The sequence below is a fragment of the Bradyrhizobium sp. 157 genome (assembly GCF_023073815.1).
In the GTDB taxonomy this organism is placed as follows: domain Bacteria; phylum Pseudomonadota; class Alphaproteobacteria; order Rhizobiales; family Xanthobacteraceae; genus Bradyrhizobium.
The window spans coordinates 100,781-122,166 of record NZ_JADPKF010000016.1 but is presented as its reverse complement, the minus strand read 5'-3'; the positions used below and the strand labels follow the sequence as shown (position 1 = coordinate 122,166).

The window sequence follows — 21,386 nt, the reverse complement described above, 5'->3', positions numbered from 1 at the left end:
TCAATGGCCGCTTCTCGAGGCCGTATACATGACCGCTCCCCGATCCGTTGCCGAAGCACCAAAAAGCCCTTGCCGAGAGGGGGCCGTCCATACATGACGTGGATAAAGCTACGACTAACTCAATATCCGCCTGCGCTCGCACTGATGATTGCAGAGACTAGCCTCAATCCACCACGATCTTCACGCGATCGCGCGGCTTGACCTGAGCGTGCTGATCGAGGCCGTTGAGGATGCGGAAGCGCTCGGCGGGGCGGTCGACGCCGGTCATGCGATGGGAAAGCGATTCCACGGTGTCGCCAGGCTGCACGGTGATGACCTTAATGCGCAAGGGGCGCGCGGCCTGGATTTCTTCCAGCGTCAGGCGGCGGAACGAGTTGACGGTCTCGCGCGCATTGCGCTCGCTTTCGGTATTGCGCTGCTTGGCGGCGAAGATGAAGCGGTAGACGTCGCTGCCGTAGCGCAGCGCATAGACCTTGAACTGCCACTGATCGCCATTCGCAGAGGTCGAAGCCACCGGAAAACCGTTGATCATGAGGTCTTCGGTCGAGCCCTTATCGACGCCTTCCATCCAGCCTGAATTGAGGTATTCGGACAGCGACTGTTCGGCCGGCACGCGCACCACGTCGAAGCGCATCGCCTGCGTGCCGCCCTCGCGCACGCCGATCACGGCTTGCGCGGTGTTGTCCAGCGTGAACGTCTCGGGCGCTTGGAAGGTGAAGCCGAGTTTCGGGTGCAGGAAGCGGCGCCCGCGCACGAAGCCCTCGCTGGGGTCCTCGCCATAGACGATGTTGTCGATAGCGGCGAGATAGGTCTCGCGGTCGCGCTCGCCGCCCTGCGGCGAAGTATACTGCCGGGCGCTGGCCTGCGCGTTCTGTACGCGCTCGGGCGTTGCCGGATGCGAGGACAGAAAATCCTGCGCGCGCGGATCGAGCGAGGTCTTGCCGGCCTTCAGCGCCGCATTGCGCTCCATCGCGGAGAGGAAGCGCGCCGCGCCATAGGGATCGAAGCGGGCGCGGGCCGAAATGCCGACGCCGATACCGTCGGCCTCGAATTCCTGCTGCCGCGAGAAGCTCGCCATCGTCAGCTTGGTCTTCGCCAGGGCCAGCGCGGTCAGATCCGGATCGTTGCTCATGTCGGTGACGACGCGCGTCACCACCGCCGCCTGCCGCGCCTGGTCCTCCCGGATCGAGGCGTGTTTTGCGATGACATGCGCCATCTCGTGGCTCAGCACGGAGGACAGTTCCGAGGTGTCGCTGGCGAGCGCCACCAGCCCGCGCGTCACATAGAGCTGGCCGGTCGGCAGCGCGAAGGCGTTGACTGCGCCGGAATTGAGGATGGTCACCCGGTAGGCCTGGTCCGGACGGTCGGACGCCGCCACCAGCCGGTCAACCGTCTTGCCGATCAGGGTTGCGAGTTTCGGATCGTCATAGGCGCCGCCATAGGAGGCCAGAATGCGCTCGTGCTCGCGCTCGCTGGCCGGCGTCTGTGCGACGGTGCGGCTCGGCTTCGGCGCCGACACTGTCGGCGCGGCCGTCTCGATCTTGCCGAGATTTCCACAGGAAGAGAGCGTGAGCGCAGCGCACAACAGCGCCGGCGCAGCCAGAAGGCGGCGGCCCGTGTTTCCTTCGCGCCGTTGTGCACGATGCGTCAAATCAGCCACTAAGATCACGATCCGACCGGGATCGGTGATCTCACCCCTCATTTTGCGCATGATCCAAACGAAAACCGGTGCCAAGTCTTCGGATCAAGCACTATTTCCCGCCCAACACCTCAATCTGCCCCACCCGGAACACTTCAATCCGTGGTCCTCCCCGCGACGAGACAACGCCGCGGACACGAATCCGTCGATTTTCGAGCGACTTAGGTCCAAGGCCAGCGCTTTCGAACGCCGGTGTGATGCGCCTTGAAATAGTCGCAGCAAAGTCCCGTGTCCAGTTCCGCCCGAAATTCAGGTAGGTGATTGCCCCTGCCTGCCGAACCGACAGTACTCTGCCCTCGACTACCGTAAAGTGCCCAATCGCGGCCAGAATATCGCCCGGACTTTCCGCGTTTTTTATGGCCGTGGTGTCAGCCCAAATGCCCAATTTGGCATCCCTTGCAGTTGCCTCGGCCGCGGCCAGTGCTGCAGCGCAATTTTTGTCGGATATAGCGCTCGAAACCAGCGCCTCGCCGCGGCGCAGCAGCTCGCCTTGCACGGATTGTTCCGAGCCGGTCACGAACACAAAGGCCGACTGCCGGCCGTAGCGATCCGGCGTGTCATCCTCGCCATGCAGGGTCACGTCGCGGCCGGTGATGATGGCGGACAATGCGGCTCTGCCGCTGGCCGTGTCGGTTCCACCGCGCTCGATGCCGGCGAGGCGCACTTCGCGGCCGTCGTCGAGGCGAAAGCTGCGCGTGTCGACCACGGCAGCCACTCGCCCCTCGCCCTGCGGCTCGAGCACGCAGTCGGCGGCAGCGGCCTGTGCGGCGACGGACGCTAACGCGAGAAACAATGTGGCGCACGCCGGGAGCGCAGCGCTGTAACGCAATGCCGGGCCGGTCATAACGGTTCTCTCTGTCCCGCTCGTTCCTGTATGCTCGATCAATGACAGCAATACTACCTGAGATTGCCACGCGGGGGGACGCAATGGAAGTCAACGGCATCGCGCATGTGGGGCGTTGGTCCCGGCTCTGCGCAGCAGCGTTACACGCTGCGCCGTGTCCGGGACACTAACATTCCGATGCCGCTCCTCTTGGTGCGTAGTGCAGTACGATGGATAGGCCGTAGGATGGGTGGAGCGAAGCGATACCCATCATGTCGCCGTACAAAGATTGATGGGTTTCGCTGCGCTCTACTCATCCTACAAGATCATTCCGCTTAGCGGAAATCGCGCTTGCACTCCGTCTTCCTCTCCGCCTTGCCGCTCATGACTCCATGCGGCATGATCGCGCCGAAAATTTCAAAAGCCGCAAGCCAATGCGGTGCGAACAGGGAGGCCTCCGTGAAGAGAACAACAGCAACCATTGTCGCCGCCGCGCTGGCGATGTCGGCGACGGCGGCGCTGGCGCAGAGCAAGCCACCGCTCAAGCTCGGCGGCATCCTCGACATGTCGGGGCTCTATGCCGATATCACCGGGCCGGGTTCGGAGACCGCGGCGAAGATGGCGGTGGAGGATTTTGGCGGCGAGGTGCTGGGGCGCAAGGTCGAGATCGTCGCGGCCGACCATCTCAACAAGGCCGACCTTGCCGCCAGCATCGCGCGCGACATGCTCGACAACCAGGGCGTCGAGATGCTGTACGACGTGGCTGCTTCTGCGACGGCGCTAGCCGCCGGCGAGATCGCGAAAGCGCGCAACAAGATCGTGATGTATAGCGGCCCTGCCTCGATCCGCCTGAGCAACGAAGCCTGCGGTCCCTACACCGTGCATTATTCCTACGACACGTTTGCGCAGGCCAACGTCACCGGGCTTGCCACGGTCAAAAGCGGCTTCGAAACCTGGTTCTTTCTCACCGCCGACTATGCGTTTGGCCAGGACCTGGAAAGGGACACCACCAATGTGGTGGTGAAGGCCGGCGGCAAGGTGCTCGGCAGCGTCAAGCATCCGCTCAATACGTCGGACTTCTCCTCATTCCTGCTACAGGCGCAGAGCTCGAAGGCGAAGGTCGTGGGCCTCGCCAATGCGGGCGGCGACACCATCAACGCGATCAAGCAGGCGGCGGAATTCGGGCTGACCAGGAGCGGCGGCCAGAAACTTTCGCCGCTGCTTGCTTTCGTCACCGACATCGACAGCGTCGGGCTGGAGACGGCGCAAGGCTTGTTGCTTGCCGAAGCCTTCTATTGGGACCTCAACGACGACACCCGCGCGTTCTCAAAGCGCTTCATGGAGCGCGTCAAGCGGCCGCCGACCGCGGCGCAGGCCAGCGTCTACTCTTCCGTCCTTCACTACCTGAAAGCCGTGAAGGCCGCGGGCACCACGGATGCGGCCGCGGTGATGAAGGTGATGAAGGAGACGCCGGTCAACGACATGTTCGCCAGGAACGGCACAATTCGCGAGGATGGCCGCATGGTGCACGACATGTATCTGTTCGAGGTCAAGAAGCCGTCCGAATCGAAGGCACGCTGGGATTATTACAAGCTGCTGGCGACAATCCCGGGCAACGAGGCGTTCCAGCCGTTGGAAGCCTCGCGCTGTCCGCTGGTGAAGAAATAAATTAGAGGCGCTGCTGCCGCCTCGTCATTGCGAGCGAAGCGAAGCAATCCATAGAGCCACGAAGAAAGAATGGATTGCTTCGTCGCTTTGCTCCTCGCAATGACGGGGTGAGGCCGAAATTTCACTTCAACCAACAACAAACGAAAGCACCACCCCATGAGCGCAAACGAAATGGTCCTCCAAAAATTCGAGCAGGGCTTGCTCACTATCACCATGAACCGCCCCGACCGGCGCAATGCACTCAATCCGGACATGACGCGCGGGCTGGTGGAGGCGGCGCGGCGCGCGGCTGATGATCACGATGTGCGCGCTGTGCTGATCAAGGGGGCGGGCGGCACGTTCTGCGTCGGCGGCGACGTCAAGTCGATGGCGGAAGGCCGGGCGCCGCTCGGCTTCGAGGCCAAGATGGCGAATCTGCGCCGTGGCATGGAAGTGTCGCGCATCCTGCACCAGATGCCGAAGCCCGTGGTGGCGCAGCTCGATGGTGCTGCCGCCGGCGCTGGCCTTTCGATCGCGCTGTCCTGCGACCTGCGCGTCGCCAGCGCCTCCTGCAAGATCACCACGGCTTTCGCCAAGGTCGGTTTGTCGGGCGATTACGGCGGCACGTATTTCCTGACACAGATGCTCGGCAGCGCCAAGGCACGTGAGCTTTATCTGATGTCGCCGGTGCTGTCGGCGCAGGAGGCCTACAACCTTGGCATGGTGACGAAAGTGGTGCCGGACGCCGAGATTGACGCCGAGGCACACGATCTAGCGATGTCGCTGGCGCAGGGACCGTCGGTGACGCTCGGCTACATCAAACGCAACATCAACAATGCCGAGACGATGTCGCTGGAAGCCTGTTTTGACGCCGAAGCGATCCACCACTCGCGCGCAGGCGATACCGCCGATCACAAGGAAGCGGCGAAGGCGTTTGTCGAAAAGCGCAAGCCCGTGTTTCAGGGCCATTGAGATGGCCGAGTATCTCAGGCTGCGGCAGATCTGCCTGGTTGCGCCGAATCTGGAGCCGGCGATCTCGGACATTTCCGAAATCATGGGCCTCAAGGTCTGTTACCGCGACGGTAATGTCGCGAAGTACGGGCTGGAGAACGCGCTGTTGCCAGTCGACACTATCTTGTTGGAAGTGGTGGCGCCGATCCAGCCGGGCACCGCGGCGGGACGTTTCCTCGACAAGACCGGCGGCCGCGGCGGTTACATGGCGATCTTCTGCTGCGACGATCCCGACGCTCGCGGCAAGCACGCCAACGCGATCGGCGTGCGCACGGCGAACGTGATCACGCACGCGCCCTATCACGGCGTGCAACTGCACCCGCGCGACTGCCGCGCCGCGTTTATCGAATTCAATCATACCGACGGCAGCGACGACGTGCTGGGGCCTTATCCGCCAGCGGGACCGGATTGGCAGAAGGCGATCGCTAAGGATGTGACGCTGGCGTTGACCGACGTCGAGATGCAGAGCCCGGATCCGCAGGGGCTGGCGGAGCACTGGGGGAAGATTTTGGAAGTCCCCGTTGGCAAGGGGGCGGGCGGCGAACCGGTGTTGAAATTGCCTAATGCGAGCTTCCGTTTCGTCATGGGCGGCAGCGATTTGATGAGCGGATTGACGTTAAAAGTCGCCGATATCGCCAAGGTGCGCGATGCAGCCAAGGCGAAGGGCTGCAAGGTATCGGACGATGCGTTCGATCTGTGCGGGGTGACGTTCAAGCTGGTGGCGTAGTTCTCCCCCTCTCCCCTTGTGGGAGAGGGTGGATCGACGGCGCGAAGCGGCGGCGAGACGGGTGAGGGGTTCTCTCCGCAAACACAGATCTGTCACGCGGAGAGAACCCCTCATCCGGCGCTTCGCGCCACCTTCTCCCACAAGGGGAGAAGGGAAGAGCGCAAGTCGCGCGAACTCTACCTTCCCTTGAAGTTCGCCACGCGGCGTTCGGCAGTCGCTTTGACGCCTTCCTTGAAATCTTCCGTCGCGCGCAGTTTGGTCTGCTCGGCGAGCTCGTGGTTGGTGGCGGCCATCACGCGGTCGGCGAGGCCGGCGCGCATGGTGGCGCGGGTCGAGATCAGGCCGAGCGGGGAGCATTCGGCGATCTCTGCTGCGAGCTTCATCGCTTCAGCGCGGACTTGATCTTGCGGCACGCAGACATTGGCGAGGCCCATACGCGTGGCTTCCTCGCCGGTGATGCGGCGGCTGGTGTAGAAGATCAGTTCGGCGTTGTTCCTGCCGACCAGTTCGGGAAGCGTCGTAGTCAGGCCAAAACCCGGATGAAAACCGAGTTTGGTAAAGTTAGCGGCGAAGCGTGCCTCTGGGCAGGTGACGCGGAAGTCGGCGGAAACCGCTAGTCCGAGCCCGCCGCCGATGGCCGCGCCGTGGACGGCGGCGACGATCGGCTTCTTATTGCGGAAGATGCGCACGGCCTGCAGGTAGAGATGGTTGATCGGCAGATTGGCGGCCGGATCATTCTGCGCGCTCGCTTCCTGCTCCTGCCGCTTCGGATCGGAAAAATCGGCACCGGCGCAGAACGCCTTGCCTTGCGCTGCGAGCACCGAAGCGCGGATTTCGATGTCGTTGTCGAACTCCTCCAGCGCATCCGCGATCTGGTTGATCAGCGAGACGTCGAAGAAGTTCAGCGGGGGTTTTCGGATTTCGATCAGGCCGACATGGCCGTGCTTCTCGACGCCGATATCAGTGTATTTGCTCATGCGGTTTCCTTCTTGAACTAGCGAAGACCAGCCCGCGCGCTAGCGCAGACCAAGCCCGCGGGCGATGATGCCGCGCAGCACTTCGGTGGTACCGCCCTGGATCGTCAGCTTGGGTGCGGTCTTGATGGCGAAGTCGAGCTGCTTCTCCAGCGTCTCGCGGTTGGTGGCTGTCTCCTCGACAAAGGCGGCGAGCTCACGCACGCGATGCGGCAATTGCTGCTCCCAGATGGTGCCGATGTCCTTGACGATAGAGGCCTCGACCACCGGCTCCTTGCCGGCCTGCAACATGCCTGCGACCGAAACCGACATACGCCGCATGGTGTGGACCTGCGCCACCAGGCGGCCGATGCCTTCGGCGCTGCGGGTGTCCGGGTTATTGCCGACGGCGCGGACCAGTTCGGTCAGCACGTAGTAGGTCTCCAGAAAGCGTTCGGGGCCTGAGCGTTCATAGGCGAGCTCGGATGTCGCCTGTTTCCACGCGCCATCGATTTCGCCAAGCACGTGATCGTCGGGAATGAAATGGTCGGTGAACACCACTTCGTTGAATTCATACTGTCCTGTGATCTGGCCGATCGGGTTCACCTGGATGCCCGGCTGTTTCATCTTGACCAGAAACTGCGTCAGGCCGTGACGGCGGTTCTCTTTCGTCGGCGGTGATGTCCGAAAAATCGCGATCATGTAGTCGGCGATATGGGCCGAGGAGGTCCAGATCTTGGTGCCGTTGATCAGATAGCCGCCGTCTGTTTTTGTCGCACGCGTCTTCGCCGCGAACAGATCGGAGCCGGAATTCGGCTCGCTCATGCCGATCGCAAAGCAGATCTCGCCGCGGCAGATGCGCGGCAGGATTTCCATCTTGATGTGCTCAGGGGCGTATTTCAAAAGCACCGGGCCGCTCTGGCGGTCGGCGACGAAGAAGCGCCGCGTCGGCGCGTTCGCCACGCGCATTTCCTCGGTCACGACATAACGCTCGAGGAACGAGCGCTCGTGGCCGCCATATTTCTTCGGCCAGGTCATGCCGAGCCAGCCGCGCGCGCCGACCTTTCGGGAGAATTCCGGCACGTCGGTGTCTTCGCGGTTCGGCTGGTGCGGGTCGAAGGTGCCGGCGGCGATTTCTTCGGCAAGAAAGGCGCGGACTTCCTTGCGCAACTGCTCGCACTCGGGCGGCAGGCGGATCGGATCGAAACGGAGGGCTGCGCTCATTGTTGTTCTCTATGCAGGCAAATCGAGGTGATCTCAGCGTGAGGCCACGAGCGGCCACAACTCATCGGCGCCTCTTTGCGCCACAAGCTTGCCGAGCTCGACCGCCCAATAACTTTCGGAGCCGAAGTCGTCGCGCCATGCCAGCGCTCGCAGCGAATAGCGGTGCAGGATGTGCTCGATGGTAAAGCCGATCGCGCCGTGCACCTGATGGGCGATCGCGCCGCCCTTCTCCGCCGCTTCCGCGCAGCGGATTTTTGCCGCCACCGCTTCGAGAAAAACTTCATCGTTGAAAGCCGTTGCGTTGGCGATGGCGTCCGCGGCCGAGGTCGCCGCGGCAAGTGCGGCCGCCGACTCGCCGGCGAGCCGCGCCAGATTGTGCTGCACCGCCTGGAACTTCGAAATCTTCTTCTCGAAGGCGACGCGTTCGTTGGAATAGCGCACGGAGATTTCCAGCATCGATTCCAGCGCGCCGGCGATCTGCAGGGATCGGGCGACGCCGCCCATCAGCATCAGCCGGGCCTGGTCGAAACCTTTCGGCGCGGGCTTGATCGCGACCGACTGCACCTTGTCCAGCGTCACGACATCAGAAGGGTCGCCGCCGAGATTTAGCCCGCTCTCGATCCGGCATTTGCTGGCATCGACCAGCGCGATGGAAAAATCGCTCTTAACGTCGCTGGCGAGCACCGCAAAATGCTTTGCAATCTTGGCAAACGGCACGCCGCGCGCCCTCCCCGAGAGGGTGCCGTCGGCATTGACGGTAATCCGGTCCCTCGGACTTGCGGGCACTACTGTCATCTCGCCACCGGGCGAAGCGATCTTGGCTTGGGCCAACAGCCAGCCGGCCAGCATGGTTTCCGCCAACGGCACTGCGACCGCAAAGCGCCCGGCGGCGCTCAAGACGCTGAAACCTTCGGCGAGGCTTGCGCCCGAGCCGCCGCAATCTTCACTCACCCAGGCGAGCGGCAGGCCGGCGTCGGTCAGCGCCTGCCACAGCGGGGCTTTCCATTCGTCCTTTTTGTCGCGATTGATGGTTTGGGCGTCGGCGAGATCGGCGAAGATTTTCTCCGCGGTCTCGGCAACGATGTTCTCACTCTCCGCCACAGCGTTCCCCGAAATCGATTGGCACCGGCCTTAGCGCGTGGTGCCAAAGCCTCGGGTGCGGTCTTTTCTTGCGCTTAATGATGGGCAAAAGCCATAGCCGTGACAAGCGCTGTCCGCAGGGCCGCATGAGGCGGCGGCATGAAGATCATCAGGCAAAGAACAATTCCGCACAGTGGAACGTTAGCGGATTTGCACGCACTTTGCGGCACGGTATGGTAAGCCCGCGAGCGACGAGCGGGCGGCTCGAAAGTTTAATTCAAGAACAACAGAGGGAATGCGGATGTCGAAGGATGGTTTGTGCGCGATTGTCACCGGTTCTGCGTCCGGCTTGGGAGCGGCGACCGCGGCCATTCTGGCAAAGGGCGGCGCGCGCATCGTCGTCAACTATTCCAACAGCAAGGCGGAAGCCGAAGCGACCGCCGACCTCTGCCGCAGCGCCGGCGCCGAAGTCGTGGTCGTGCAGGGCGACGTGTCGCGCGATGAAGACTGCAGGAAGATTGCCGCTGCCGCCGTGCCGTGGGGGCGCCTCGACGTGCTGGTCAACAATGCCGGCACCACCAAGCACGTGCCGCATCACGATCTCGACGGACTTTCGGCTGAGGATTTTCAGCGCATCTATGCCGTCAACACGATCGGCCCGTTCCAGATGATCCGTGCGGCGCGCGGGCTGCTCGAAGCCGGCGCGAAAGCTTCCGGCCTGCCGTCCGCCGTGGTCAACGTGTCGTCAGTCGCCGGCATTTCCGGCGGCGGCTCGTCGGTCGCCTATGCCGCAAGCAAAGGCGCGCTCAATACCATGACGCAATCGCTGGCGCGCGCGCTGGCGCCGCTGATCCGCGTCAACACCGTGTGTCCCGGCTATATCGATACGCCCTGGTTCACCAAGGGCCGCGGCGAGGCCGGCGCGAAAGCGGTGCGCGATGCTGTCGTCGCGAAGGTGCCGCTGAAGGTCGCTTCCTCTGCCGAGGATATCGCGCAGCTCGTCTGCTTCCTCGCTTCGCCGGCGTCGAGCAACATGACGGGTGAATATGTGCGGATGGATGCGGGGATGCATCTGGTGTTGTGATCTCGTCATTGCGAGGAGCTCGCGACAAAATTGCAAAGCAATTTTGCGCTGAAGCGACGAAGCAATCCACCTCGCCACTTGCGGCGCTATGGATTGCTTCGCTTCGCTCGCAATGACGGCGGAGAGAGCGCCGCCTTATCGATTCCCCGGATCCGAGATCATCCGGCTCGCCACCAGCCGGTTCCAGATGAACAGTACCACCAGCGCGCCGATGGTGGCGGTGATGAAACCGGCACCCTGATTGGGACTGTAGTAGCCCATCGCCTGACCGATGAAGGTCGCCAGAAACGCGCCGGCGATGCCGAGCACCGTGGTGAGAATGAATCCGCTCGGCTTGTTTGGGCCCGGCGAAAGCAGGCGCGCGATGATGCCGGCGACGAAGCCCACGACGATGATCCAGATAATGCCGCCCATTTCCGTCCCTTTCCAATGTGTCGATGGTGAAGCGGCGCGGCACCTCTCGAGCGCCGCGCCTCTCGCGACGTCAGATCGATATCTCGTTTTCGTTCGGCAGCCGTCCGTCCGGCGTCAGATGATTAACGACGTCGGGCAGATACTGGCTGAGGCCTTGCAGCAAATCGTCGCGCGACAGGCCGCTTTGCGCCGATAGCTGATTGATGTCGTCGGCGCCGAGCGCGTTGGCGAGATCGCCGGGCGAGACCTGCTTGTTGGGACCGTTGCTGACCCAGGAGTCCGCCTGATCGCCGAGGCCGTTCTGTTGCAACTGCTTCATGAGGTCGCCGAGCCCGCCGCTCAGGATTGTGCCGGCCGCCCCGCCCGCGAGCAGTCCGCCCAATCCGCCCTTGAGCATGTCGCTGAGCCCGCCGCCCATGCCGCCGGGAAGGCCGGCGTTCACATTGCTGGGTGCGGGCGCCGGTTGTGGCGCGGAGCCGGTCTGATTGCCGCTGAAATGCTTGATGCCTTTCCAGGCCAAGAGCGCCAGGATCGCCATGGTCAAGGGCGACATTCCGCCGCTCTCAGATTGTGCGCTGGGGCGGCTCGGGCCGCGCGGGCCGTTCATCATGCCGTTGAGTACGTCGAGTAAACCCATGGTTGTCTCCTCCGCGTAGCCCCGCGTGAAACATAACGGTGGCCTATGACGGTTACAAGGCGCAGAGCGCGCGCCTGCGATAGGCACAGTCCGCGCGCTCTGCTATTCGAAGCGGGGTGCAACGCGGTGGGTGACAAATGGTTTCGCGCCAAACGATCGGGATCGCAGGCGCCGGCAGCATTGGCTGCTTCGTCGGCGGCATGCTGGCAGCCGGCGGCCGCCGCGTGGCGCTCTTGGCGCGTCCGCGCGTGATCGCCGAGATCGAAGCCAACGGATTACGACCCACGAGTTTTGAAGGTTTTGACCATACCATCACGCACGATCGGTTCGCATTGTCGGAAAATTCTTCCGTTCTTGCGGATGCCGGCGTCGTGCTGGTCACCGTCAAGAGCGCGGATACCGCTGCGATGGCCGACGCCATCGCTCGCCACGCGCCACCCGATGTCGTCGTCGTCAGCCTGCAAAACGGCATCGGCAATGCCGCCGTCCTGCGCCACCGCCTGCCGGGGCGGCGCGTGCTCGGCGGCATGGTGCCGTTCAATGTGATCGCGCTGGGCGAGGGGCGATTTCATCGCGCGACCTCGGGCGACATCGTCATCGAGCAGGACGAGGCGAATATCGCCGAGAAGCTATCGGTGCCGGGACTGACGATGCGGCCGACCGGTAACATCGACGGCGTGGAATGGGGCAAGCTGCTGCTCAATCTCAACAACGCGCTCAACGCGCTGGCCGATCTGCCGCTGCGTAAACAACTCAGCTCGCGGCCATGGCGGAAATTATTCGCTGATCAGCTTGCCGAAGCGCTCGCGGCAATCAAGGCGGAGGGCATCAAGCCGGTCTCGCCGACGCCGATTCCGCCCGCCTGGATGCCGGCCTTGTTGCGCCTGCCGGATCCGATCTTCGACGCGTTGCTAGGGCGGACGATGAAGATCGATCCCGAGGCGCGCTCGTCGATGTGGGAGGATCTGCAGCGCGGCCGCCGCACCGAAATCGATTATCTGCAGGGCGTCATCACCGAAATCGCCGAGCGCCGCGGGTTGAAGGCGCCGCTGTCGCGTCGGATTGTCGAATTGATCCGGCAGGCCGAAAGCAGTGGCAAGGGCTCGCCCGGCCTGGCGCCGGAGCAGATTCGCCCCGTGAATTGATTTGCCTTGAAAGGGCGCCGGTCTGGCGCGAGTTTCGTTCAGGTGAGCCGATGGGAGAAGTGACATGAAACGAGCGGGCCTCGCGCTGGTGGCGGTTGCCGTCCTAACCTTCTGGGCGTCATTGCTGCCCGCTTATGCCGTGCCGCCGACGGCGACGCCGTCGCCGGGCTATGAAGCGCGGCTGCAGGAGCAGCGGGCGGCATCGCGGGCTGTTGTCGCGCCGGTCTTCAAGTCGCGCCGCGTCAAGCGGATGCGTGCGCACTGATGCTGATGTCGTCAGTCGTCATGCCGCCACCCGGTCCGGCCTTCGGCCGGCCGGATGACAGGCTCCGGCGGGCATCCAGTAGTTACCGGCGGATTTGGGGAGCAGTGCTGTATCCACGTTAGTTCTGTGGATACTAGATTCCCCGCCTGCACGGAGAATGACGGGGGCATCGTCAGCCCTTCTTCTGCTTGCTCGGCGGCGGCTGCTGTGGATTGAGCAGCCTCTTCAGTTCGTTGATGCTCTCCGAGAGCCGCGGCCATTCACATGAGAATTGGTTCTTGGCGCATTGGGCAGCCTTGATGCGCGCGGCCTGCTTGACCGGGCTGGCCACCGGGATCGGCACTTTTTCGGTTTCGACCGGCGAAGCGACCTGTTCCGTGCGCAGCGAGACCTGTTGTATTCCCTGTGCTGGCGGCTCCGGCTGGTGCTGCTTGGCCGCCAGCGCCGCGGCGATGTGGTTGCGCCGCTCGCGCTCGAGATAGGCAGTATATTGCTCGTCGATCTTCTTCTGCTCTTCCGGCGTCGGGTTTGGACCCGCGATGTCGAACGTCCGGTCCTGCATGAAGTCGTAATAGGTGTAGCCGCCGCCGGGCTTGCGGCGGCCGGCGAACTTCGCGTTGCATTCAGCGAGCTTCGCCGTCTTTTCTTCCTTGGTCGTCGCTTTTTCGGCAACGTCGGCGCAGGATTCGAAATCCACCGGCGCACTGCGCCACCATTGCGCGTCCGCTTGTATCGGCGCGAGCACGATCAGCCCGCCGATCGCGGCAAGAACAACGAATGACAATGCACGTGAGGCGATCACGGACGATTTGCTCCGGTCGAATTCTTGGGAACTTTGATTGAGTCGATTGTCATCATTTTGGCAGCGCTGTCACGCCGAAAACGCACGATGTTCCCGCTGGCGTTGTGACCTTATCCCGCGGATGTGACCGATGGAACATAGTGCTTAGGCCATTAGAAATCTTGAGGAAATTCAACGGCAAAGCAAAGCAACACGCGCAATGCTGGAGTGATTCTAAGTACACCGTCTGAAGGCGAGCGGATAAGCACGCCGCATTGTGGCAAGAATCAGTCAGATCCTCTCGCGCGGGCCAGCGTGCGCGACGCCGTTTCATGGAACGTGGCGCGATAAAGCCTTGCAAATTCGCCCATGTGATGGAAGCCGTTGGCTCGGGCGCACGATGTCACGGTGATGGCGTCGGATCCCTTCACGAGTTGCGCGCGCGCCGACCAAAGCTGCTTGAGGCGCAAATAGCGATGCAGGCTCATGCCGCGGACGCTCGCCACCGCCGTGCCCAGCGTTCTGACCGATACGCCGCAATGTTCGGCGAGGTCAGCGCTGTAGATCGCCGAGGCGGCATGAAAGGCGACATACTCGTCGATCATGCGGACGAGGCGGCAATAGCCCCTGCTTGCAATCTTGCTCGCCACTTCCGGCGTTCGGCCGCTGCGGAACATCTCGTCGATGGCGAGCAGCAGGTCTTCCTGGAGGGTCAGCGCCGAACGAGGCTGCTGCAACAGTTCCGGCCTGGCGGAAGCTGTCTGCAAAATTCCTGTCGTGACGGATCTGACCGTTGCGAGGGCGTCGGGGTTCGGCATGAACGGGCACAGCCGGTCCGGCGTATCGAACCATTCCCGATCCCGCAGGCCGGCGCCAAGGGTGATGATCGCGTGCAGCGATCCACGGGGTTCGACGAACTGTAAATCTACATTGCCGCGCATCCCGATGAAAGCCGGATGGTTCACGGACAGGCCGTTGACGGTTACATCGTAGTCATCCTCGATCTGGAAGATGACGACGCCATGCGCGGCGCGGTAGCTGACATCGACGATGCGGGGAAACGAGGTGAGTACGGTGATCTGGCAGCCCGGCAACTGAACTGCCGCGCGCGCGGTATGGAAATTGGCAAGATTCAGCGGGACGCTGCGCGCATCGGCGACGAATTCGACCGGCCGGAAGGCATCGATATCGGAAAACCGGACGATCGAAAGGGCCGGCGAGGGGGCAAGTTTCTGGAACAGCATGTTAAGAGAACTGGCGGCGTGAATCTTCGCAGCCAGCGTCGGCGGGTCTGGTTAACGTCACATTAAGAAGTGTGGCCGAGGCGAAGATTTCGACAGCCGGCCTGGCGTGCTGGGCCCGGATCAGACGGCCCCGGACCCATCCAAATCCATTATACCTGCTCAAGCGGAATGCTAATTGTTTTGCCGCAGGCCAAGCCATCATGTGGCGGCTAATCTGGAGCCGTCGTGCCGCGCGGCCCGAAGGTGCAGGAGGAAACAGTTCTTATGACTATCACCACGGCCATGACGAGCGTGCCAAAGCCCGCGCCTGACCTGATCGAAGCATTCAGGAACGCGCCGACCTCGATCATCAGCGATAACCTTGCCCGGCTGCCGGGCGCCGTGGGTCTGCGGCCGTTTCATCGCGCCGGCCGGCTGGTCGGAGCTGCTTTCACGGTGCGCACGCGGCCCGGCGACAACCTTGCGATCCACCGGGCGCTGGAACTGGTCGGGCCCGGCGACGTGATCGTGGTCGATGGCGGCGGTGACGAGACGAGGGCGTTGGTCGGTGAAATCATGAAGAACGTCGCCGAGTACCGGGGCGCCGCGGGCTATGTGATCGACGGCGCGATCCGCGATGTCGCAGCCTTCGCTGCCTCCGACTTTCCCTGCTTTGCCCGCGCGGCGATCCACCGCGGCCCGTACAAGAGCGGCCCCGGCGAGATCAACGTGCCGGTTTCCATCGGCGGCTCGGTGATTTCTCCTGGTGACATCGTGGTGGGTGACGAGGACGGCGTGGTGTCGTTCCCCGCCGCGACCGCGGCAAGTTTGCTGGAGGCGGTCCGCGCCCAGATCGCGCGCGAGGAAGATACGCTGATCGCAATTCGCGAAGGCCGCTACCAGGGCAGCTACGGCAAGTCCTGATGGACAAAGTTCGATGCGCAACGCCCAAGGCTGCGCTCCCGTGTCCCGGACGCAGTGCAGCGCATAGCGCTGCACTGCAGAGCTGGGACCCAGTGGCGCGATCTGTGGACCCCGGATCAGCAGCGCACCACGCCGCAAATGCGGCGCGCTGCGCAGCATCCGGGGAACGCAGGCCTGTACGCGTTGCACTAATTAAACTGCCGCTGGGCAACCAACTAAATCGCGCGCTGAAGGAGGAACGATGAGTCAGAAGGACGAATTTCACAATCTGGACAACCCCGCCGACGGCCTGCTTCGCGAACTCGCCGCCGGCGTTACCACACGCATCTTTTCCGGCGAGCACGCCATGCTGTCGGTGGTGACGCTGGCGCCGCATTCGCAGGGAACGCTGCATCATCACCCCGAGGAACAATGGGGCGTTCTGCTTGAGGGATCGGCGATCCGCGTTCAGGGCGGTGAGGAAATTCCGGTCAAAAAGGGCGATTTCTGGCGGACGCCCGGTAACGTGCCGCACACCATGCGGGCTGGACCGGAAGGTGCGCGTGTGCTTGACATCTTCAGTCCGCCGCGCCCCGAATACAAAAAGGCCGGGTCTGGCTTCGGCACTTGAGACAAGTCTGCGAACAAAAACAAAAAAATCGCGGGCAATAACGGGAGGAGAAGTCGAGTGAAGATTACAAGACGCAACTTGCTTGCGGCGACAGCCGCCTTCGCGGTGACGCCGGCGGTGGCGCAGCCAGCCAAGAACATGACGCTGGTGGTGCCGTTCCCGCCGGGGGGATCGACCGACGCGCTGGCGCGGCTATTGCAGTCTCATCTGCAGACCAAGCTCGGCCGGACCGTGCTGGTGGAGAACAAGTCCGGCGCGGCCGGCTCGCTCGGCGCCGTGCAGGTCGCCAAGAGCGCGCCTGACGGCGCGACGTTTCTGGTGACGTTCGACTCGCACGCGGTGATCCCATCGATCCTCGAAAAGCCGGGGCTGGATGTCGAGAAGGATCTGGTGCCGGTGTTCCTGGTCGGCACCGCGCCTTACGTCCTCGCCGCGAACGCCGAGCGGCCATACAAGACGTTCGCGGACGTGGTCGCGGCGTGCAAGGCAAATCCCGGCGCGGTGAAATACGCCTCGGTCGGTATCGGCACGCTCGGCCATCTCGCGATGACGGTGCTCGGCAAAAAGGCCGGCGTGGAGATCACGCATGTGCCCTACCGCGGCGGCGGTCCGGCCATGAACGACGTGCTCGGCGGCCATGTCGATATGATCATCGGGTCGGCGGCGCTGATCACGGCGCAACTCGGCACCAATAGGCTGCGGCCGATCCTGCAGATGGGCCGCGAGCGGATGCCCGTGCTGAAGGATACGCAGACCGCGATCGAGGCGGGCTTTCCCGATTTCGAGACGCTGGCCTGGTGGGGCGTTTTCGCGCCGAAGGGAACGCCGGAAGATGCCGTCGCCGGCATGGCGAAATCGGTGAAGGAGATTCTGAGCGAGCCGGCGGTAGCGGCGCAGTTGCGCGAGACGCAGCAGATGACGCTCCTGCTCGCCGACGGCAAGGATTTCGCCACCTTCTTCGCCAAGCAGGTGAGCATCTGGGGACAGGTGGTCCGCGAGAACAATATCAAGGCGTAGCTGCAAGCGCCGGCACCGTATCCGCTCATGAAAAAGGCCCCACCAAGGTGGGGCCTTCATCATCAAGCGTCGGGCGCCTTAGTTGTATTCTGAATATTTGAACTGCGGCATCGCCTTGAGCTGCTCCTTGGTGCCGCTCATCACGGCGTGATCGGGCATCCAGTCGTTCGCATCGCCGCTGCGTGTCGTCGTGGCGCCCGTAGCCGCGCCGGTCGTCGTCTCGCGCTGCGTGCCTGTAGTGTCGCGCGTGGTCGCTCCGGGCGCCGTCGCGCTGGTGCGGACCGGCTCCTCGACGAATTTGAGCTTGTCCATGGAAACGGCGATGTCGTGCTCGCCCATGCCCAGGAAGCCGCCGACGCCGATGACTACAGCATTGACCTTGCCATCCTTATCCAGGATCAGCTCGTTGATCTCGCCGAGCTTTTCATTGCCGTCATTATAGACGTCGAGGCCCACGAGCTTTGACGCGCGCCAGTTCCCCTTGAGCATCATCTTTTCCTGCGAGCCGGCCGTGGCGGCGGGGCCGGGGGGCTGAGCCGTCTGCGCGGTCTGCGCATAGGCGGGAGCACTGAAGACGGCGGCGCTCAAAAGAGCCGCGGCTAAGAGTTTCTGCATTTGGTCCTCCTCGGAAAGTGGACGTGTTTCCCTAGAACAGAACGCATGCGCGAACGTTCCACGGCATTCGGGGGAAGTTTCGGAATGACTTGAGGATGCGGCGCAGGCCACGGACGGCTTGTGCTGCAGGAACGCTAACCCGTTCCCGGCGTGAGCGCTCTCGTGTCCCCTGATCTCTGTCCGAACTCGCTAAACTCCAGCGTGGAGGTAGGTTTCTTTGACTGTGTCGCTCCCCGGCCACGTGCGACAGGTCGAATCAGCCGTATGTTGAAGGGGTATGGCCGCAAACAAGGTAACGGCGGTACACGGGGCAGAAAAGCCGCAACTGGAGCCGTCGGTGGACGGCTCCTTTTTGGTTTTCGATCGGCGCGGGATCCCTTGGCGGGCCCAAAGGGTCGGCCCGGAGGGGCTGGCGATACCACGTCTGCTTTGCTATGAACCCTCCCAAGCACCTGCCTTGCCATGCGGGTCCGCGGTCCCGTAGCTCAGCCGGATAGAGCGACGGTTTCCTAAACCGTAGGTCGGAAGTTCGAGTCTTCCCGGGATCGCCAGCACGCCAGGTCCACAACGCAGCCGTCCGCGGGTCGAACCGGCGCATGACGGACACTGTCACCATCACTCTAAATCCGGCGGTCGATTTTTCGACGTCGGTCGACAAAGATCGTGCCGGTAGCAAAACTGCGCGGCAAATCGCAGCGTCGCGATCTCGGCGGCGGCGGAATCAACGTCGACGCGTGACGAAGTCCTGCGGGCGCGCCGATCCCGATCACGACGCAGGGCGCGGTTGGAGCCAGCGACAGCTTTCTGGCGGCCTTGGTCTGGCGGCTCGCTTCAGGTGATTCCGCGCAGATTCTTTTCGCCTCGCGGTCGCTGCCGGCGCCGCGGCCCTGCTCCATCCCGGCACGGAATTATGCCGGCCGGACGACGTCGCGCGCCTTGCCGATCAAGTGACGATCGAAACGGCGTGACCGGGCTGATCACGCTGGCCGATAGCGGAACCAGCCCTTCATCTTGAGGCCGTCGCGCATACTGAGGCCGAGCAGCGTGATGTTCGCCGCCCCCGCAGCGAGTTCGAGCGCCTGTACCGCATAGAAGCCGCTATCGAATTCGCCGGCCCTTGCCTTCGACGCGAGGTACAGCGCGGAGGGTATCAGAATCAAAATGCCGTTGGCCGCTATCAGCGGCATGCGCCTGATCTTTGCACCGATCGCTCCGCCGCGGCGCTTGCCTGCCAAGGCGAAGCCCGAGCCTCCCGCCGCCATCAGCGCCGGGATCAGCAACAGAAAACCCCACGGTATCGCCATCTTGACGGCGGCAACGATCGCCGGGGACGCGAACATTTCGCTGAGCGCGGTCGAGAGCCAGAAACTTGCAATCGTAACGATCGCGACCGCGCCGGCCACTGGATGAACGATCTTGACCATGGCTTTCATACTTCCTTTGGCTCGCTCAGGCTACGCAACGCAGATGCCTGGCGCCGCGACCTTCTGGAACAGGTGCGGGGAAGCGACGGCCGAGGACGGATAGGCGGAGAGCTTTGCCCTGAACTCCGGATGCGTGAACGCGGCCCGGAAGTCGGCGGTGGATTCCCAGACCGCGCAGTTCAGATAGGTTGGACTTTCACCGATCGCGCGGTGAAGCTGGGGCGAGATAAATCCGGGCTGCCGCTTCATGAATGCGGCGTCGTCCTGCCAGACTTTCAGGAAGGCCTGCTCGTCGGTCTCGTCGAGCGTGAAGACGTTGACCAGCACGACCGAGGTGGCTTCGATTGCGATCTGGCGATCGATCGGAAAAGCGGGATCAAGCGGCGCATGAGGGACATGGCGGCTCCTGTTCGATATGGATATATGTTACCAACTTGGTATGATAGAGACATATGTTGTTGACATTATAATGTCAATACGGGATTTATGGTGACGAATGCGCGCGACCAAACGAACCCCGGCCGGCGATGCCTTGACCGAGTTCATCCTTGACCTGTTCAGGCTCAACGGCCTGCTACTGACGGCGGGGGACCGGCTGGTGGCGCGGCTCGGGCTGACAAGTGCCCGCTGGCAGATCCTCGGCGCGATCGTTGCCGCCGAACGGCCGCAGCCGGTAGCATGGCTCGCGCGCGACCTCGGCGCCGCTCGCCAGAACGTGCAACGGATCGTCAACGACCTGCAGCGGGATGGGCTCGTCGCGTTCGAGACCAACCCGCATCACCGGCGGGCGCAACTCGTCGTCCTGACGGATAAGGGGAGGCAGACTTACGATGCGGCCATGCGCCTGCAGAAACCTTGGGTCGACGGTCTGTCGGAGGGCCTTTCAGTCAACCAGATAGAAGCTGCCCACCGCGTCATCGCGGCGCTGCGACAGAAACTGGATGGCGACGATGAACTGCAAGCGTGAATAGCGCTCGCTCCAGTGACCTTCTACACGCCCTTTTCGAGCAACGCCTTGAAATCCGCCCGCGCCCGCTGCGCTTCGCGCCGGGCGGTTTCCGAGGCCTCGCCGAGGCCGAAATAGCCGTGGATCAGGCCGAGGCCGTCGTAATAGCTGGTCGGCACGCCGGCAGCCTTGAGCGCGTCGGCGTAGGCCTTGCCTTCGTCGCGCAAGGGATCGAACCATGCGGTGCAGACGATCGCCGGCGCCACGCCTGCAAGGTTCTTGGCGCGGAGCGGCGAGACGCGCCAGTCGGTGCCGTGTGCTTTGTCTTTGAGGTAATGGCCGCAAAACCATTCCATGGTGGCGCGGGTGAGGAAATAGCCATCTGCGTTCTCGCTGCGCGAGGGGAAGCGGGCGTTTTCAGCCGCATCCGCGAAACTTCCGGCAACGTCGGTGACGGGATAGACCAGTAATTGCGCGGCCAATCTGATGCCGGCGTCGCGGCAGGCGATCGCGGTGGTGGCCGCCAGATTGCCGCCGGCGCTGTCGCCGGCGACGCCGACGCGCGCGGCATCGCCGCCGAATTCGGCGATGCGGGCGATGACGTCCTGTGTGGCCGTGAAGGCATCCTCGAACGCGCCGGGAAAACGCACCTCGGGCGGGCGGCGGTAATCGACCGAGATGACGACGGCGCCGGTGTCGATCGCGAGCCAGCGCGCCTGCCGGTCATGGGTTTCGAGATCGCCTGCAACCCAGCCGCCGCCGTGAAAGAACACGACCGTCGGCAATTTTTCGTTCGAGTTCCGGTAGACCCGCGCGGCAAGAAACCCGGCCGCGCCTTTCACCTTGACGTCCTCCGTGCTCATCACCGGAGGCGGCGGAACGGCCGCGCGCGAGGCCGCCAATGCGCGGAGCGCATCGCGGGCGCTCTGCGGCGTCATCGTCGCGGGATCGCGCAGCGGCAGCAGCGGAATGATCTGGGCGACGACGGGATCAAGCGGCGGAATCATGCGACGGCCTCGTGCGGAACGGGACGGCAGCATAGGTAACGGGCGCGGCCGCCGCAATCGCGCCGTTTTCCAGGGCAGACCGGGCCCGCTTCCTTCAATTGATAATGATCCCTTCAAGCCGATATGCGGG

23 protein-coding genes and 1 tRNA gene are annotated in these 21,386 nt (G+C 63.3%); 11 read left to right on the top strand and 13 right to left on the bottom strand.

The annotated features are described in order from the left end of the window. Positions 1-163 precede the first annotated feature (163 nt). Together IVA95_RS03870 and IVA95_RS03865 are read right to left on the bottom strand one after the other, a co-directional pair. Positions 164-1,702 (bottom strand): M48 family metalloprotease, encoded by a 1,539-nt coding sequence (locus IVA95_RS03870; protein ID WP_247509296.1) that lies wholly within the window; start codon positions 1,700-1,702, stop codon positions 164-166. Positions 1,703-1,751: 49 nt separating this feature from the next. Further along, positions 1,752-2,543: a thermonuclease family protein gene (locus IVA95_RS03865; protein ID WP_247509295.1), complete on the bottom strand. Its 792-nt coding sequence runs from the start codon at positions 2,541-2,543 to the stop codon at positions 1,752-1,754. Positions 2,544-3,023: 480 nt separating this feature from the next. Between IVA95_RS03865 and IVA95_RS03860 the strand changes: the two genes are divergently transcribed. From IVA95_RS03860 to IVA95_RS03850, 3 genes are all read left to right on the top strand, one after another. Beyond that, entirely contained in the window at positions 3,024-4,190 is a 1,167-nt protein-coding gene (locus IVA95_RS03860; protein WP_247509301.1) for an ABC transporter substrate-binding protein, read from the top strand. A 156-nt stretch (positions 4,191-4,346) separates the two neighbouring features. Further along, the gene (locus tag IVA95_RS03855; RefSeq protein ID WP_247509294.1) at positions 4,347-5,141 is read left to right on the top strand and encodes an enoyl-CoA hydratase; all 795 of its coding nucleotides are present in this window, start codon (positions 4,347-4,349) and stop codon (positions 5,139-5,141) included. Between the two features lies 1 nt (position 5,142). Next, positions 5,143-5,907 carry a VOC family protein gene (locus IVA95_RS03850; protein ID WP_247509293.1) on the top strand — a complete coding sequence of 255 codons (765 nt, stop codon included), beginning with the start codon at positions 5,143-5,145 and terminating at the stop codon, positions 5,905-5,907. Between the two features lie 176 nt (positions 5,908-6,083). Here IVA95_RS03850 and IVA95_RS03845 read toward each other — a convergent pair whose 3' ends face one another. From IVA95_RS03845 to IVA95_RS03835, 3 genes are read right to left on the bottom strand one after another with little or no spacing between them, the layout of a single operon-like run. Then, entirely contained in the window at positions 6,084-6,884 is an 801-nt protein-coding gene (locus IVA95_RS03845) for an enoyl-CoA hydratase/isomerase family protein (RefSeq protein WP_247509292.1), read from the bottom strand. Positions 6,885-6,923: 39 nt separating this feature from the next. After that, entirely contained in the window at positions 6,924-8,084 is a 1,161-nt protein-coding gene (locus IVA95_RS03840; protein WP_247509291.1) for an acyl-CoA dehydrogenase family protein, read from the bottom strand. 33 nt (positions 8,085-8,117) lie between these two features. Further along, positions 8,118-9,185: an acyl-CoA dehydrogenase family protein gene (locus IVA95_RS03835; protein ID WP_247509290.1), complete on the bottom strand. Its 1,068-nt coding sequence runs from the start codon at positions 9,183-9,185 to the stop codon at positions 8,118-8,120. 280 nt (positions 9,186-9,465) lie between these two features. On the opposite strand from IVA95_RS03835, the gene IVA95_RS03830 reads away from it, so the two are divergent. Continuing rightward, on the top strand, positions 9,466-10,248 hold the full coding sequence (locus IVA95_RS03830) for an SDR family NAD(P)-dependent oxidoreductase (RefSeq protein ID WP_247509289.1): 783 nt from the start codon (positions 9,466-9,468) through the stop codon (positions 10,246-10,248). A 135-nt stretch (positions 10,249-10,383) separates the two neighbouring features. Here the strand turns inward: IVA95_RS03830 and IVA95_RS03825 are convergent, their stop codons facing one another. Both IVA95_RS03825 and IVA95_RS03820 read right to left on the bottom strand, forming a co-directional pair. Further along, positions 10,384-10,662 (bottom strand): GlsB/YeaQ/YmgE family stress response membrane protein, encoded by a 279-nt coding sequence (locus IVA95_RS03825; RefSeq protein WP_247509288.1) that lies wholly within the window; start codon positions 10,660-10,662, stop codon positions 10,384-10,386. A 70-nt stretch (positions 10,663-10,732) separates the two neighbouring features. Continuing rightward, the gene (locus IVA95_RS03820) at positions 10,733-11,299 is read right to left on the bottom strand and encodes a YidB family protein (RefSeq protein ID WP_247509287.1); all 567 of its coding nucleotides are present in this window, start codon (positions 11,297-11,299) and stop codon (positions 10,733-10,735) included. Between the two features lie 137 nt (positions 11,300-11,436). Here IVA95_RS03820 and IVA95_RS03815 point away from each other — a divergent pair, with 137 nt between their 5' ends. Both IVA95_RS03815 and IVA95_RS03810 read left to right on the top strand, forming a co-directional pair. Then, positions 11,437-12,444, top strand: coding sequence for a 2-dehydropantoate 2-reductase (locus IVA95_RS03815; RefSeq protein WP_247509286.1), 1,008 nt, complete (start codon positions 11,437-11,439; stop codon positions 12,442-12,444). Positions 12,445-12,508: 64 nt separating this feature from the next. After that, positions 12,509-12,709: a hypothetical protein gene (locus IVA95_RS03810; protein WP_247509285.1), complete on the top strand. Its 201-nt coding sequence runs from the start codon at positions 12,509-12,511 to the stop codon at positions 12,707-12,709. A 172-nt stretch (positions 12,710-12,881) separates the two neighbouring features. Here IVA95_RS03810 and IVA95_RS03805 read toward each other — a convergent pair whose 3' ends face one another. Together IVA95_RS03805 and IVA95_RS03800 are read right to left on the bottom strand one after the other, a co-directional pair. After that, entirely contained in the window at positions 12,882-13,511 is a 630-nt protein-coding gene (locus IVA95_RS03805) for a hypothetical protein (RefSeq protein WP_247509284.1), read from the bottom strand. Positions 13,512-13,777: 266 nt separating this feature from the next. Further along, positions 13,778-14,734, bottom strand: coding sequence for a helix-turn-helix domain-containing protein (locus IVA95_RS03800; RefSeq protein WP_247509283.1), 957 nt, complete (start codon positions 14,732-14,734; stop codon positions 13,778-13,780). A 264-nt stretch (positions 14,735-14,998) separates the two neighbouring features. On the opposite strand from IVA95_RS03800, the gene IVA95_RS03795 reads away from it, so the two are divergent. From IVA95_RS03795 to IVA95_RS03785, 3 genes are all read left to right on the top strand, one after another. Continuing rightward, the gene (locus IVA95_RS03795) at positions 14,999-15,637 is read left to right on the top strand and encodes an RraA family protein (RefSeq protein ID WP_247509282.1); all 639 of its coding nucleotides are present in this window, start codon (positions 14,999-15,001) and stop codon (positions 15,635-15,637) included. A gap of 241 nt (positions 15,638-15,878) precedes the next feature. Next, a complete protein-coding gene (locus IVA95_RS03790; protein WP_247509281.1) occupies positions 15,879-16,247 on the top strand; it encodes a cupin domain-containing protein in 369 nt (122 codons plus the stop codon). 57 nt (positions 16,248-16,304) lie between these two features. Next, complete coding sequence (locus tag IVA95_RS03785; protein ID WP_247509280.1) at positions 16,305-17,264, top strand: tripartite tricarboxylate transporter substrate binding protein; 960 nt, start codon at positions 16,305-16,307, stop codon at positions 17,262-17,264. A gap of 78 nt (positions 17,265-17,342) precedes the next feature. Here the strand turns inward: IVA95_RS03785 and IVA95_RS03780 are convergent, their stop codons facing one another. Then, entirely contained in the window at positions 17,343-17,879 is a 537-nt protein-coding gene (locus tag IVA95_RS03780; RefSeq protein WP_247509279.1) for a PRC-barrel domain-containing protein, read from the bottom strand. Between the two features lie 474 nt (positions 17,880-18,353). Here IVA95_RS03780 and IVA95_RS03775 point away from each other — a divergent pair. Continuing rightward, positions 18,354-18,430 (top strand) — tRNA-Arg (locus tag IVA95_RS03775). Between the two features lie 426 nt (positions 18,431-18,856). On the opposite strand, the gene IVA95_RS03770 is transcribed toward IVA95_RS03775, so the two are convergent. Both IVA95_RS03770 and IVA95_RS03765 read right to left on the bottom strand, forming a co-directional pair. Next, on the bottom strand, positions 18,857-19,303 hold the full coding sequence (locus tag IVA95_RS03770) for a hypothetical protein (RefSeq protein WP_247509278.1): 447 nt from the start codon (positions 19,301-19,303) through the stop codon (positions 18,857-18,859). 30 nt (positions 19,304-19,333) lie between these two features. Then, entirely contained in the window at positions 19,334-19,720 is a 387-nt protein-coding gene (locus tag IVA95_RS03765) for an antibiotic biosynthesis monooxygenase family protein (RefSeq protein ID WP_247509300.1), read from the bottom strand. 79 nt (positions 19,721-19,799) lie between these two features. Between IVA95_RS03765 and IVA95_RS03760 the strand changes: the two genes are divergently transcribed. Beyond that, complete coding sequence (locus IVA95_RS03760) at positions 19,800-20,270, top strand: MarR family winged helix-turn-helix transcriptional regulator (RefSeq protein ID WP_213251260.1); 471 nt, start codon at positions 19,800-19,802, stop codon at positions 20,268-20,270. A 23-nt stretch (positions 20,271-20,293) separates the two neighbouring features. Here IVA95_RS03760 and IVA95_RS03755 read toward each other — a convergent pair whose 3' ends face one another. After that, on the bottom strand, positions 20,294-21,256 hold the full coding sequence (locus tag IVA95_RS03755; protein ID WP_247509277.1) for an alpha/beta hydrolase: 963 nt from the start codon (positions 21,254-21,256) through the stop codon (positions 20,294-20,296). Between the last annotated feature and the right edge of the window lie 130 nt (positions 21,257-21,386).